General features: G+C 43.9%; 18 protein-coding genes. 11 read left to right on the top strand and 7 right to left on the bottom strand.

Annotated elements, in window-relative coordinates; translation table 11 throughout:
* Positions 1 to 141: 141 nt before the first annotated feature.
* The gene (locus ACZ5ZV_RS20345) at positions 142 to 717 is read right to left on the bottom strand and encodes a hypothetical protein (protein ID WP_464119092.1); all 576 of its coding nucleotides are present in this window, start codon (positions 715 to 717) and stop codon (positions 142 to 144) included.
* A gap of 140 nt (positions 718 to 857) precedes the next feature.
* Positions 858 to 2009 carry a hypothetical protein gene (locus ACZ5ZV_RS20340; protein WP_464119091.1) on the bottom strand — a complete coding sequence of 384 codons (1152 nt, stop codon included), beginning with the start codon at positions 2007 to 2009 and terminating at the stop codon, positions 858 to 860.
* A 329-nt stretch (positions 2010 to 2338) separates the two neighbouring features.
* On the opposite strand from ACZ5ZV_RS20340, the gene ACZ5ZV_RS20335 reads away from it, so the two are divergent.
* From ACZ5ZV_RS20335 to ACZ5ZV_RS20320, 4 genes are all read left to right on the top strand, one after another.
* Positions 2339 to 2923, top strand: coding sequence for a hypothetical protein (locus tag ACZ5ZV_RS20335; RefSeq protein ID WP_464119090.1), 585 nt, complete (start codon positions 2339 to 2341; stop codon positions 2921 to 2923).
* Positions 2924 to 2976: 53 nt separating this feature from the next.
* Positions 2977 to 3291: a transposase gene (locus ACZ5ZV_RS20330; RefSeq protein WP_464119089.1), complete on the top strand. Its 315-nt coding sequence runs from the start codon at positions 2977 to 2979 to the stop codon at positions 3289 to 3291.
* 20 nt (positions 3292 to 3311) lie between these two features.
* Positions 3312 to 4283 (top strand): transposase, encoded by a 972-nt coding sequence (locus ACZ5ZV_RS20325; protein WP_464119088.1) that lies wholly within the window; start codon positions 3312 to 3314, stop codon positions 4281 to 4283.
* A 102-nt stretch (positions 4284 to 4385) separates the two neighbouring features.
* Positions 4386 to 4658 carry a hypothetical protein gene (locus ACZ5ZV_RS20320; RefSeq protein ID WP_464121442.1) on the top strand — a complete coding sequence of 91 codons (273 nt, stop codon included), beginning with the start codon at positions 4386 to 4388 and terminating at the stop codon, positions 4656 to 4658.
* On the opposite strand, the gene ACZ5ZV_RS20315 is transcribed toward ACZ5ZV_RS20320, so the two are convergent.
* A complete protein-coding gene (locus tag ACZ5ZV_RS20315) occupies positions 4564 to 5076 on the bottom strand; it encodes an ATP-binding protein (protein ID WP_464119087.1) in 513 nt (170 codons plus the stop codon). The genes ACZ5ZV_RS20320 and ACZ5ZV_RS20315 overlap by 95 nt on opposite strands.
* A 254-nt stretch (positions 5077 to 5330) precedes the next feature.
* Here ACZ5ZV_RS20315 and ACZ5ZV_RS20310 point away from each other — a divergent pair, with 254 nt between their 5' ends.
* A complete protein-coding gene (locus ACZ5ZV_RS20310; protein WP_464119086.1) occupies positions 5331 to 6920 on the top strand; it encodes a hypothetical protein in 1590 nt (529 codons plus the stop codon).
* 12 nt (positions 6921 to 6932) lie between these two features.
* Here the strand turns inward: ACZ5ZV_RS20310 and ACZ5ZV_RS20305 are convergent, their stop codons facing one another.
* The gene (locus ACZ5ZV_RS20305) at positions 6933 to 7259 is read right to left on the bottom strand and encodes a hypothetical protein (RefSeq protein ID WP_464119084.1); all 327 of its coding nucleotides are present in this window, start codon (positions 7257 to 7259) and stop codon (positions 6933 to 6935) included.
* 74 nt (positions 7260 to 7333) lie between these two features.
* Between ACZ5ZV_RS20305 and tnpA the strand changes: the two genes are divergently transcribed.
* Genes tnpA through tnpC form a run of 3 tightly spaced genes read left to right on the top strand, consistent with a single transcriptional unit; the run spans position 7334 to position 9560 of the window.
* The gene (gene tnpA, locus ACZ5ZV_RS20300; protein ID WP_464118800.1) at positions 7334 to 7624 is read left to right on the top strand and encodes an IS66 family insertion sequence element accessory protein TnpA; all 291 of its coding nucleotides are present in this window, start codon (positions 7334 to 7336) and stop codon (positions 7622 to 7624) included.
* A complete protein-coding gene (tnpB, locus tag ACZ5ZV_RS20295; RefSeq protein ID WP_464118799.1) occupies positions 7621 to 7977 on the top strand; it encodes an IS66 family insertion sequence element accessory protein TnpB in 357 nt (118 codons plus the stop codon). Before tnpA ends, tnpB (ACZ5ZV_RS20295) begins: the two co-directional genes overlap by 4 nt.
* Positions 7978 to 8012: 35 nt before the next feature.
* On the top strand, positions 8013 to 9560 hold the full coding sequence (tnpC, locus tag ACZ5ZV_RS20290) for an IS66 family transposase (protein WP_464118798.1): 1548 nt from the start codon (positions 8013 to 8015) through the stop codon (positions 9558 to 9560).
* 10 nt (positions 9561 to 9570) lie between these two features.
* On the opposite strand, the gene tnpB (ACZ5ZV_RS20285) is transcribed toward tnpC, so the two are convergent.
* Positions 9571 to 9927 carry an IS66 family insertion sequence element accessory protein TnpB gene (gene tnpB, locus ACZ5ZV_RS20285; RefSeq protein ID WP_464119083.1) on the bottom strand — a complete coding sequence of 119 codons (357 nt, stop codon included), beginning with the start codon at positions 9925 to 9927 and terminating at the stop codon, positions 9571 to 9573.
* A gap of 521 nt (positions 9928 to 10448) precedes the next feature.
* Here tnpB (ACZ5ZV_RS20285) and ACZ5ZV_RS20280 point away from each other — a divergent pair.
* Positions 10449 to 10685: a GyrI-like domain-containing protein gene (locus tag ACZ5ZV_RS20280; protein WP_464119082.1), complete on the top strand. Its 237-nt coding sequence runs from the start codon at positions 10449 to 10451 to the stop codon at positions 10683 to 10685.
* 40 nt (positions 10686 to 10725) lie between these two features.
* Here the strand turns inward: ACZ5ZV_RS20280 and ACZ5ZV_RS20275 are convergent, their stop codons facing one another.
* Positions 10726 to 11010 carry a hypothetical protein gene (locus ACZ5ZV_RS20275; protein WP_464119081.1) on the bottom strand — a complete coding sequence of 95 codons (285 nt, stop codon included), beginning with the start codon at positions 11008 to 11010 and terminating at the stop codon, positions 10726 to 10728.
* A gap of 52 nt (positions 11011 to 11062) precedes the next feature.
* On the bottom strand, positions 11063 to 11251 hold the full coding sequence (locus ACZ5ZV_RS20270) for a DUF1328 domain-containing protein (RefSeq protein ID WP_464119080.1): 189 nt from the start codon (positions 11249 to 11251) through the stop codon (positions 11063 to 11065).
* An 836-nt stretch (positions 11252 to 12087) separates the two neighbouring features.
* Between ACZ5ZV_RS20270 and ACZ5ZV_RS20265 the strand changes: the two genes are divergently transcribed.
* Positions 12088 to 12501 (top strand): hemerythrin domain-containing protein, encoded by a 414-nt coding sequence (locus ACZ5ZV_RS20265; RefSeq protein WP_464121437.1) that lies wholly within the window; start codon positions 12088 to 12090, stop codon positions 12499 to 12501.
* A 146-nt stretch (positions 12502 to 12647) separates the two neighbouring features.
* Positions 12648 to 13316, top strand: coding sequence for a response regulator transcription factor (locus tag ACZ5ZV_RS20260; protein WP_464119079.1), 669 nt, complete (start codon positions 12648 to 12650; stop codon positions 13314 to 13316).
* The last annotated feature ends 139 nt before the right edge of the window (positions 13317 to 13455 follow it).

Below are 13455 nucleotides of genomic sequence, written 5' to 3'. Positions count from 1 at the left end.
TCAAATCACAATTTCAACAAATTGTCCAAATACTTTCGGCCGGGTTAATATTAATAGTAAGGGATTTAGCAGTGATTTCATGAGAAGGAGCGTAGCCCAATTTAAGCTTAAGATTATCAGCTTTCAAATCTAAATCGGCCGTCAACCATTTTGGAATTTTGCTCCAGATGACATCGATATTGCCAGTGGCGATGCGTATATCCGTGTTCTCACGAGCAATTGATATCTTCTGTTCAACAGGTCTTCTGTTGGATTGTTTACGAGCCACGGAGGATTGAGTCGCTGAATCTTTCGATTATAGGCCTGGTAAAGACGGCAGTTCGAATCCAGATTTATGCGGCTAATGGGCTCAATTTCATTCGTGGGTCGCTTGAGAGTCATGGTGAAGTTTGTCACATTTTTATCGAATATGAAATTGGCAATCATGCCTGGGTTGCTGGCAATGGCGAGGTTGATCGTAGCGCCTGAGCTGCTAGAATCGATTTTTAAGTTAGAGGTTTGTCTGTTTAGCGCTGATGAAATATCTAACGGCAGTCCGTTTTGCATGTAGCTAATATCATTTTTAAGACCGCTACAAATTCTTTCCGCCAAATGTGTGAGTGCTGTTCTGGATGGATAGGCATCTAAAGGGGGAGTCCGAAAAGGGAACGCCTCAGGATAAAGTGAAAAAGCGAAGGATGTTGATATGGTCAGTTCTAAGAGGGTTTTGAGCAACATTTTGAGGCTCCCGGTTATGTTCTAAAAACGGCACTGGAAATAATTCCGGTGCCGTTTCTTTGCGATTTATTTTTTGCGCGCAGATCAGGATTATAAATGCCAAAGGCAGAACATATTTTCAAAAATTGAGCCTTTAAGCACTATCGTACTCCGCGTGCTGGGGCTTCTTGAGCCCAGGATCGGTCGTTGAAGTTTATTGGAGTTTGCTCTGTCTCAGCTTCGGAATCATATTCATTGCCCAATTCAAACGATTCGGCCTGGGCAGACAAAGCAGCAGCAGAGAGGAATGCAGCTAAAGCAACCTTGACATTTCCTCGAGGCAATCGAGATCCCTTTTTAATCATGCCCTCAAGTTCACCTGAATTGGTAAACAGAACTTGATCTCCCTGAGGGTTTTTCAAAAAATAACCATCGTCGCGTCGCCAGCCACCTGGTACGCTTTTCATTTCTCCATACCATTTTCCAATGCTATAGCCCTTCGCTTCCAGCTTCATAAAGTTCTCTAATGTGAGTGTATATGGTTTATTGATTCTTTCGAAATCGTTAAGAATTTTTTTGACCTCGGATACATCGCTCGCGTTGTCGAGTTGTCTTGAAAGGTTATTGAGTTGCCCTACATCATGTCTAAATTGCTCATAAGTGGGAAATTTTTCTCCAAAACTCATCACTTTCATTTTCTGATAGGCTTCTTCGAGTGATGTGTTTCTGTTGTTTATCTCACTATAAAAAGATTTATCAGCAAATGCGTGTACAAGACGTTTTTTATCGTTGCTATCTAAAGTAAATTTGGTGAAAGACCCATCCCGGCGATGAGCAATGAAATCTCGATTATTAGGGTTCTCATTGATTTCTCTGATTTCCCGCGACGTAAACTCTGACCTTCTAAGCTCCATTTTTTGAATACCCTTCAAATCTGAGCGAGATGGATTGTTCTCCGCTGCCGCCTCTCTATAGGCTTCATTATATGCTGCTGGATTTGTTCTTAAGTGATGTACAGTGTCTGCGTGCAACCTTCTTTTGCCTTCCTCTGCATGCTGCTTTTGAGTTTGTAGATATAATATCTGAGCGGAAAGATTTTTGTGTACTGAGGCTCTGTCTGCGGGAAGGGTTCTTTGATAGGCTCGTAAGTCAGCAATTTTGGCATCAAGTCTTCTGATCTCGTCATTATAGCCAGAAATTTCATTTCCGTAGCGCTGCTCAAGTGCTCTTTCATAGATTTCATTCTCATTTTTAATTTGAGCAAAAGCAAAATTAGCTGAGAGTGCAATGGTCAATAAAGTTAAAATTTTCATAAAGACTCCTTTTTTTTGTTCTCTTGATTCACAAAGAAAGAGAGTGCATATCAAATGCCAGCTCAAAATCGATTAAGAGCAGCCTGGTTGTCTCATTTAGGGAAGGCGACAATTTGTGTAGATAATGGTTAGAACCGTGACAGAGGGGACCCTCTTCGAATTGCCCGGAAATAAATGTTACCGAAGATGCCTCAAAACGAGATCCAGATTTTCGTCCCCAACCTCATTGCCCGTTAAATAGTGTTACCGAATCAGCTAGTCTTAAGTCCTTGAAATCACAGGGAGGTGATTTAGTGGAAGGGTCTAGCAAATGGGACTATGTTCGAGTTATGAGTGAGCGTTACCAGAATGCGTGTCGCAAAGAGAAGCGTCTCATTTTGGATGAGCTGGAGAAAAATTTAAAAGTTCATAGAAAAAGTGCCATTAGGGTATTGAATTCCATCAAGACTAAAAAACCGCAAGAGTCGCGCGGACGTCGCCGCATTTACAACGACTTCGTGATCCAGCACTTAAAGAGGCTGTGGTTGGATATGGGTCAGTTGTGTTCTCGTCGTATGAAGAAGGCCCTACCTCGTTGGATCATTCATTACGATGCGCCCGAGGTGACTAAACATTTATTGCTACAAATGAGCAAGACAACCATCGACGTTTACTTGCGACCTTATAAAGCTCAATACCGCCGTCATTGGAACAGTGGCACGAGGGCTGGGAAGTATATCACGACAATGATCCCTTTAAAGCCCCTAGACTACAACGTGAGATCCGTGGGCCATGTCGAGGCTGACACCGTTCACCATTGTGGCGGGAGCTTAAGTGGAGCTTATGCGATCACTCTGACGGTAACAGATGTTCTAAGTGGTTGGACAGAATGTCGAGCGATTTGGGGTAGATCTTCGTTCTGTACTGTTTTTTGAAAATGGGAGGAAAATTGCAAATTTGGTGAGTCATAACCATAAAGGAATGACGAGTGAACCAAGCCAAGAAAGCGAAAAGATCTTTTTCGCCTGAACAAAAATTAAACATCCTGAATCAAATCGAGACTAGTATCAAAAGTGGAATGACCACGATGGCGGCAGTTGAAAAAGCCGGCATTGCTTACAGTGTTTTTAACAAGTGGAAGCGTCAGCTTGCGGTTGGAATCAAGTCGAGCCTTCGTAATGGCAAGGCACCCGCAGATAAAGAGAAGAAGCTATTAGAACGCAAGGTTGCGCGCCTTGAGGCGCTTGTGCTTTCCCAAGCACAAGCGATTGCGGATTTAAAAAAAGAGACGAATTGGGAATAATCGAGCCGAGGCAACATTTAATGGAAATTCAAAAAACAGAGATTCTGTCTTTCGTCGAAAGCGAAAAACGGAAGGGCCGCGTATTGGTAGAAATACTAAAAAATCTAAAGGTTTCAAAATCAAGCTACTATCGATGGAGGAAGGCCTCTTCATCGGTGGCGACAACTGAGCCGCGCACAACAGTGCGCAGTCTCACCGAGGTTGATTACTCTGAAATTGATAAGATGAAAGAACAACACCCTGAGATGCGCCATCGACAGATCCAAGGCATGTTACAACTTGAGGGAACTTTTGTATCGCCGACGAGCGTTTACAAACGTCTAAAAGAGAATAATCAAGTCGAGCCTTACGCACGAAGACCCGCACCTTGGCAGGAGCCTCACTATGAAGTTTATCAGGCCAATGTTATGTGGGGTGCAGACTGGACAAAGCTTCGTATCGGCGGAATGCGTTGGTACTTGCTAACGATGATTGATTTCTTTTCAAGGCTGATTATCCACTACGAAATCGTTCCATCCGTAAACGCCTGGCACATTAAACGTCTTTACCAAGATGGCCTTGAAAACTTCAACATCCCTCTAGATTGGCACTTAAAGCCGGAACTGCGACTGGATCAAGGAAGTCCGAATACTGCCCGCGTGACGAAAGAATTTTTCAAAGACATAGGTGCCGATCTTTCCTACGCGCGCGTGCGAAGACCAACGGACAATGCTTTAACAGAAAGATTTTATCGAACGATCAAGCAAGAAGAAATTTACTTAGTTGGCGACTATCAAGACGAAGCGACTGCGAAAGAAGTCATTGGTGAATACATTGAATGGTACAATGAAAAACGTCCTCATCGGGCGCTTTGGAATTTTACTCCGCAGATGGTTCACGAGATGAATAATAAAACGACGTTGCTAAATAACTTGAAAGAGCTTAAACAAAAAACTTGGACAGAGCGGAAAGAATATTGGAAAGAAAAAAAAACAAAAATGTTGTTGACGTGAAAACTAGGAATGTCTAAAAGTTCAACAACCAACCTGACGAACCAAATTCTGGGATTTCGTCTCACTTAAGAAAAAACAGTACAGTTCGGAGTTACGACGTGTATGGTGGACATCGAACAGGGTTTGCCGTTTAAGTTACACACGATCTGCACGGATAATGGTAACGAGTTTTTAAACCATCAATTCCTCCGTTACCTGCAAGATCGCGAAGAAAAGGTTGCTCTTAAGCGAGGTCGTCCCTACCGCAAGAATGATCAGTGTTGCGTGGAGCAAAAGAACTTCACCCATGTTCGGGAGTTGTTTGGCTGGGATCGTTTAGAGAAAAAATATCTGATCGAAGTAATGAACGACATTTTTCAACGATCTTTCCTTTGAGTCGGTAACTTTTGCCCTTAAATACATGGACAATTGCATGTTCAAACATTCGATCAATGGCCGCGTTCGCAAGCACGGCATCCGGAAAAACCTGGCACCACTCCTTCACCTCACGATTGCTCGTCAGGATCATCGCAGAACTGTGTTTGCGACGATCCAATAGATCAAAAACTTCCTCTGCAATTTCTCGGGGATAGCTGACGACACCGAAGTCATCATAAATCCAAAGTTTTGCAGAGAGAATTTTCTTAAACAGTATATCCAAGTTGTTCTTCGCACGCGCTTCAAAAATGTCTGCCTGCAATTTCTTTGCAGAAGTCCAATAGACCTTGTGACCTTGGTGGTCAAAAGTCCGGTTAACAAAAAAGCGGGACAGAAGTTCAATTTCAATTCGAACTCTTCGTGATAGAGGCGCCACTCGTAGATGCGGGATTTTATGTAGCCGTGACCAAGGTTGTAGAAAATCTCAATAATAAACAACTTTCCCGGGTCTCCTCATAACTCCGGCAAAATTTTTAAAAATTATTTTTAAGCGTGAGAAATCGCTAAGGGATTGTCTTTGTTTGAAAAAGAATGCTTTCAAAATAAGCATTCCCAAGATGATTCATACGGAATTGCTGTCCTCATGCTGGCAGGGTTAATCTTTTTTTAAAAAAATCCGAAAGATCTTCAATGGTTGCAAAAGAGAAAAATATCCTCTATTTACTAATAATATTTCTTTGTTCTTCTAAAGGATTCAGCTTAACTTGCACTGATTCTATCACTCAGGAAAAATTTAGTCCCAAGAAGATAGAAGAATATGCTCATGTGGAAGGGGATTTTCTTTCTAAGCATCGTGTGTGTAGAGGGAAAACGTCGTGTATCAAATTATCTAACATACAAGTCCTTAAAGATAGCAATCTGTTTCCACGTCCATCTGGCTCCTCTAGGTTTTTTGATAAAGATTTTAAACAATCTCCTAATTGCTCAGGATGTCGATGGAGTGCGTATGTAACTTCGGAATCTGAATCAAGATCAATACTGTCCCTGCGAGACGCAGTGATGCCCAGGGAAGCTGTTCTCGCAAAAAAATTACTATTAAATACAGAGGCCTATGTAGACAACTATCTTGATGACAGCACGCGAGTCACGCAAATAACGTCAGAATGTTTACGTTTCAATGAGACGTTTGAAAGTAGGGGGGTCCCCTTTTTTCAAAGAGGAGCCTTGGCCTCAGAAGATGAAAATATTCCTTCAGTATGTCAGAGATTATGGAGTAAGAATTCAGAAATACCAAAACTGAACTCAAGACTTAAAGACTACCGTCAGACGATGTTTTTACTAAACCTAATAAATAAAAAAAAGGTTCAAAGTCTGGCGGAGTTTGAGTTTATCCTTGAGCGCCTCAGCGACGAAAGTGATGTTGGGTATAATAGTTTAAATATTCAGGATAAAAAAATGATCGAAGCTGAAATACTTCCATCTAAGATAAAGTTCTTCGATCAAAACCTGCCATCTGAACTCTGGAATGATTCACCGGATAAAGTTGAAAAATTAACACCTTCAGAAAGGCATGGTCTGTTGAAAGTCTTTAAGTCAATACAGGGAATCAATTCGCAGAGTGACGTTTCTGCTATGAAGCACAGCCTTTCAAGTGCGTATTTTAAGATTTTAAATGAGAATCCTTTGTTAATTGAGTTTAAATCAGCACACCCCAGCGCAAAGGAGTTAAGAGACGCATTTGCGAAATTTCATGCAAAAACAAAATTACTTAAAGAGTTTAAGATCAAAGACAAGACGGACTACCTTAATTTTTCAACGGCTGTCGAAGCGGCTATTAAAAATTCTCCGGAGGCGGAGCAAGGAGATTTGTGCGTTATTGCCAGTAAAATAATTTCAGACAAGAAGAAACTCAATGGTGGGGTGGAAAACTTTTTGCTGGCAGCGATGGCTGTGGAGTCCCTTGGAGCGTCTATCGTTGCCAAGGGGGCCGCAAAGAAAGCGATTGGCTTTCTTCTAGGGGCTAGGTATTCCGGCTCAGCTCTTCAGGTCAAGCTCATCAATGATTCAATGGAAAGTTTGGAACAGCATTCACAAACTTGCTTGCGGACAACAACTTCATCGAAATCTTTATGTGAAGTGAATCAAATCAACTCTGCACAGTCGAATCTATTCATCAACTCCGCTTTTCTCGGGATATTCATGATACCTAAGAAAGCGGCACCGTTTGTCGTTACGCCAGTGCTATTGAACACAGACAATCCCCAAAATGGTTCCAGATAGTAGGTGCTGATGTTATCGAAGTTTTCTTTTTAAGCTATTCACGAGACTCCAGTTTTTTGCCAGGGGCTCAACGTCCTCCAGGCAAACCATAAGATAAACACCTTTTTCATCCATAATCTTTTCTGTCAGATATTTTTTCTCAATAAGGGGATTTACTTCATCGACCCGAATGAGGTTGCCAGTTTCCTTCATAGATTCATTCTGCACATCTTGAAGGTTTACTTTACGAAATCCTTTATTGTTGGGGTCAGTCTTGCGTGCAAACAGCAAGATACCATTGAGGATCTTAACCTCGCTGTCACTCAAGCTCGGCAGACGATCTTTTTCTTGCTTGAACAACGTAAGCGCCCCATGACGCCTTTTTGCCGGACCTCTTAAAAGCACATAGTCTGAACTTCACAAGGAGGTTCAGTATGAGATCAATATCCAAACATTCCGACAAAGAGATATTCTGGCGGGACCAGGTACGATCATTCGCCAGGTTTCACGGATCGCAGGCGGCGTTCTGCAGACACCACGGGCTCTCAGTCAGTACATTCCAGTATTGGTACCGCAAGTTTCATCAAACAGATCGCGAAGTACAGATCATCGAGCCATCGCCATTTATTGAGGTTCAAGTTGAGTCCCCCCCTTCAAAGCACAATATGCCCGATGCAAAGTGGGTTGCAGAGCTGATCCTGCATCTTCAGGAGGGCTTGCGATGAAATCCCCGAAAGAGTTTAAAGGAGTCTTTCTTCACAGAGATCCCGTGGATATGAGGAAAGCCATCAACGGCCTCAGCGTTATAGTGCAAGAAGCTGGTATGGGGGATCTAATGGGGCCTTATCTATTTGTCTTTTGCGGTAAGCGCCGGGACGTGATGAAGGTTCTTTATTTTGACAGATCCGGATTCGCGCTTTGGCAAAAGCGATTGGAAAAGGACAAGTTTCCGTGGCCCAAGAAATCCTCTGTGGAAAACGTGCAGTTATCCACAGAACAATTTACTTGGCTACTTGAGGGCTACGATGTCTGGAAGATGAAGCCGCACGCGGAGTTAAAATTTGAAAAAGTTTGTTGAGAGCTTTAGCTGAATGCTTGATACTCGCAAAAGGCATGTCAAAGTCGGAAACACTTTCTACACCAGAACAAGAAATGGCTCTGCGAATTGCAGATCTGGAAAAGCTTTTAAAGCAAGAGCGTGAAAAGAATAAAAACTTTGAGAGTCAGGTCAGTTGGTTGACGGAGCAACTTAAAGCTTTAAAGCGCAATCAATTCGGAGCAAAGTCCGAGCGCTGGGAATCCCAAGAACAGTTAAAGTTTAATGAAGCCGAAGTGGAATCTCAAAGTCCTACCCCCGACAAAGAAGACTACACAGTTGAAGTGCGAGGGCATACCAAGAAGATTCGGGGGCATAGAAAGCCCCTGCCGGAGAATCTGCCCCGCGAGATTGTAAAAGTCGAACTTCCAGAGTCCGAACAAATCACGGAGCAAGGTGAAAGGCTCAAAGTCATTGGCTGGGAGATCTCTGAGAAACTTAGGTACGAGCCGGCCAGGATCAGCGTGCTTGAGTATCACCGGGCCAAATACGGTGTTGGCAGTGGTGATTACGAAAAGACCGCGCCGCCGGTTCCTTCAGTGATCCCAAAAGGCATTGCTACACCAGAGTTATTGGCCGCTATCGTTGTAGGTAAGTATAGCGACGGCTTGCCACTTTATCGTTTAGAAGAGATTTTCGCCCGTCAGGACGTGGAGTTGAGCCGTACAACAATGGCTAGATGGATGGTGCAAGTAGCTCAAGCCCTGATGCCAATCAGAAACGTCTTATCCGACCGGATGTTGAGTGCACACGCCATTTCCTGCGATGAGACGAGTGTTCAGGTGTTAAAAGAAAATGGCCGTTCTGTCGAGAGCAAATCGTGGATGATTGTGCGGGCAACTCCGTGTGAGAAAAGCAAGATCGTATTGTTTGATTACAGCCCTTCTCGTAGCGGCGAAGTGATGAAGAGCCTCTTTGCGGGCTACGAGGGGCGCCTATTGTGTGATGGTCTTGATGTGTACAACGGTCTTGAAAGTGAAACATTGGTTCGCTTCGGCTGCCATATGCACGCGCGCCGCCGGTTTGAACAAGCGGTCAAAGATGGTGCTAAATCCGGAAAAACCATGGCGGCTCAAGTGATGGACATCTACAAAAAGCTTTATGACTTCGAAGAAAAAATACGAGATCACGCACCCGAAGAAAAAGTCAAAGCGAGATTGAGAGATCAAAAACCTCTGCTTGAGGAAATTAAGCAAATCGCGGAATCCAATATCGCAAAGGTTCCAGACAAGAGCAAGCTGGGACAGGCTTTCAAGTACTACTTGAATGAGCATACGTATCTGACGAGGTACTTAGACGATGGGTTGATGGAGCCAGACAATGGGTTCGCTGAGCGCGCCATCCGCAAGTTTGCTATCGGCAGAAACAATTGGCTTTTTAGCGACACGCCCGATGGCGCGGAGGCCAGCAGTATTCTTTACAGTCTCGTGGTGACAGCAAAGCTCAATGGCGTCAATGCTTACAAGGCCCTCTGTAAAATCTTGACTGATGTTCCTCTGGCCAAAACCGTGGAAGATTATGAACGTCTCGCCGACGCCATCTTAACATCCGAGGCACCGGTTTAACAAAAAGGCGTCATGGGGCGCTTACGAAGCAAATCACAATTTCAACAAATTGTCCAAATACTTTCGGCCTGGTTAATAATATCAGTTTTAATTCCTCTTGTGTGACTTCATTGCGACCCAATAGTTCTGATAGGGACATAAATCGGCCTCGCTCAATTCGTTTTGCTATCAGAACCAACCCGCTGCCGTCATATACTAAGAATTTGATCCTCTTTTTATTCTTACCAAAAAACAAATACACATGGCCCTGATCCATGATCGCATTCATTTGATGAACACAGAGCGAGTGCAGCCGCTCAAACCCACATCGCATGTCAACTTCTTCCCGATAAACAAAGATCCGAAGTCCCTTTCGATCTAGAAACATTCAGCACCTCGCTGAAGTTGCAAAATAATCTTTGCTGCAATGGATTCTGGAACCTCTAAAATATATCCTTCCGGAGTTCTAATTGTAACAGTTAGACTTCGATTAGAGTTCTGACTGTCAGACGGTCCAACCGTCACGGTTGGACCCGGTCTAATTGTGAGACCATGAAAATCTGATTTAGATTTCTTTTTAGGGTTTTTCCACGACATGATTGTGGCGTAGGGAATGTCGATGAGTTCAGCCGTCTTCTTTTGCTGTACGCCCGATGAGAAGAGTTCGCGAACTTGGTCTTTGATGGACTTCGGCCAAGGTTTTCTTTTGGAGCTAACCTCAGCGTGGTACTGGCGAGTTAGTTCTTGGATTTCTAGCGAGAGCTCCCGGCCCCTCCGGGTTCATTGAATCATAAGATTTTCGGCGACAAATTTCCTTCAGAAATCCCTTCGGGCCGAAATCCTGGGGGGGCTGAAAGAGGACACCACATTTTTTTGGTTTGTTCTTCCTAGCCTTTAATAGGGGTTAAGGTGGCTCCAGGCACGAAGGTTCCTAAAGGGATGACGCATCTAAAAATCCCAGCCCAAGACTACGTTCATGTAGCCTCACCAAAAGGTGAAATGCCGGGTGTGGTTGTTGAAGCGTGGAAAAAAGTCTGGTCCGCGACGGATTTCAAAAGAAAGTATTCCTATGACTTTGAAGTTTACGGGGACAAAGCAAAAGACCCGAAGTCTGCGGAAGTGGATCTTTATATCTCGACTCTTTAAGAGAGAAGCAAAAGGGGCGAAAGCCCCTTTGCCTTTGTTATTAATCGACCTTGTCTTTTACTTGTTCAACTTTCGTCGATGTTTTGTCTTTCAGCGTTTCTGCTTTGTGTTTTACTTTTTTTGCAACACACTCCACTTTGCCATTGATAGTTTCACATACTTTGTCCGAAAGATCTCTGCCAGCTTCTTTTGTGGCATCGACGGCTTTATTTCCTGCGTGTTTGGCTTTTTCGGCCATAGTTTCTTCTGCTTGTGCTGTGTGGGCTACGGCAAAAGCAAATGTTAAAGTGGCGATCATCAAAGTATTTTTCATAGTTTTATTCATGCGATTCTCCTTATGATTCTTTTAAAAATTTTTGCTAATAGATGTCGTTTACTTATGGCAGGCGGCCTGTTTTTTTGCCAGAACCAGACAACAGTGAGCCGACGTAAGATAAGATGGCTAGGACAATGAAGACTCCGACCAAGATTTTTCCGATTTCCATGGAAAGACCCGCGATGCCTGCGGCACCTAGGACATAAGCCACGATAGCTAGGACGAAAAATGCAATTGCTACTCTAATCATAAAACTCTCTCTTTCTTTAGTATTCGTTGAGTTTCTGGTTAAGCAGTAAGGCAACTTAAGGGCCATGCCCGTAATGCTGTTTAATTGCATTTGAGGTTTCTTGTCGCCCTTTTTGGGACTTTTCTGATTATACAAATGGGGCACTTTGGTGCGAGGTGGGGGCGTGTGGGGATTGTCGGGACGTTAAGGGGCTGATGGTTGTGAGACGCCATTTTTCACTAAAATGGGGCTTGTGCACGAAGTAAGAACGCAGAGCCGGCTCCATAAGCTTGGGCTTTGCCGGTTGCGGGATCGAAGCACAAGGCCGTGCCTTTAGCGAGAGCTCCCGGCCCCTCCGGGTTCATTGAATCATAAGATTTTCGGCGACAAATTTCCTTCAGAAAGCCCTTCGGGCCGAAATCCTTGGGGGGGCTGAAAGAGGACACCACATTTTTTTGGTTTGTTCTTCCTAGCCTTCAAGGTTCTAACCAATCTAATCAACAGAATCAGTCTAGTAGAAAGCCCACAAGCCCTACGGACAAAAAGAATACGACGCAATCTGATAAACGGAATGAAGGTCGTACATCTCCAAAGTCGGATCGTCATCAAAGTGAGTCTGACGAAGAATAGTCCCGAGATGAATGGATCGAAAAACCCGATGCAAGTCGGGTTTTTTTATTTTCCATCTTGCCCCAAAGTTTGGGGCGAAAATTCCCAAAAATTACTTCAATGTCATTGTCGGTGTTCTTAGAGTTGGCGCCGACATTGCTTTTATGTTTAGCATCCAAGGAGGATGCTATGCCGAATCATCAAACTATGTCAGAAAAATCGCCTAAAAAGAATCTAGGTGCAGAGTCATTTCAGAACGTTCCGAAGCCTTTGCGGAATTTGCGCCATTGTTGGTGGTCCACGCCAAACCGGAAGAACAAGTTCTTTATACTTATATCAAGGCGGATGAAGATCTGCGTGAAGGCGGTTTTGAAGGTGATGTCGAGCACCAACTGGCAGACCAACTTGTTGAAGAAATTATGCGTACCGATGACGAAGATCTGTGGTCAGCTCGAGTGAAAGTTTTAGCGGAATTGGTCGAGCATCACATCGAAGAGGAAGAAGACGATCTTCTCCCCGATTTCAAGAGGGAATCTGAACCGAGTGAGCGTCGGGCTCTGGGACAAAAGTTTTTACTTTTGAAAACTCAGTTGCTTGAGCAAGGCGGCACAGAGACGCCCTATGAAAGCAGAATATTGCCACGTTCTGAGGGTCAACACTAACATTAAGTTAACTGCTTAACGGACGCGCATATTACCGTCGTAATGTGCGCCCCTTAGTTAGTTGCGTTAGTTACGATAAATGCATATTTGGAAAAAAAATTGCGTTGTAAATTTTTTGGGATCTAATGCCAATAGCAGGCGGAAATATGAATTGTCTTATTGTCGAGGATGACATCTGTATTGCAGAACAAATCAGCAGAGGATTATCGGGTTTCTTTGGAAGCATTGATATCGTAAATGGTGGCTATGAAGCTTTAGAAAAGCTGATGAATGTAAATTATGACCTTGTAGTCACTGATCTTATGCTTCCTGGGGTGAGCGGATCAGATATCCTGGCGACGATCAAAAGAAATAAAACAACACCAACCATCGTCATCAGTGCACGAGGCGATTCTGCCACGCGAGCAGAGGCTTTGCAGAATGGGGCGGATGATTTTATTATGAAGCCCTTCTCTTTGGCGGAGCTGCAAATTCACGTGCAAAGAATTATTGGCCGCAGCGCTGAGGCAGATTTGGTTTTGAGCTCAGGCGATTTGATTCTAAATCGTTTAGAGCGCAAGGTCACCATTCGCGGTGGACAGTCGATAGATCTGAATGCCCGAGAGTTTATGTTGCTTGAAATGATGATAAAAAATCCAGCTAAGATTCTAAGTAAGAATTTGATTCTGAAAGAGATTTGGAATTACGATTTCAATCCACAAACTAATGTGGTTGACGTTATGATCTGCCGCTTGCGCCAGAAGCTTCAAGACGAAAGCCAGAAGATGATTCGAACCTACCGGGGGCAGGGCTATGCTTTGAACTTAGCTCAGTAGCTAAATTCAAAGGTTTTAGCTGCGACTTACAGAGCGGGGCTCCATTTCTTCCAATCCTTAGGGGCATCCTCGAGCAGTTGGAAATGAGTACCCGCCTTGGCTTTTTCACCCGCGGCATCGGGGGTTGCGAGTTCGACTC

This window comes from Bdellovibrio sp. HAGR004 (assembly GCF_055397015.1).
Note: the sequence above shows the minus strand (reverse complement) of the source record. Positions and strands in the feature narration are given on the sequence as shown.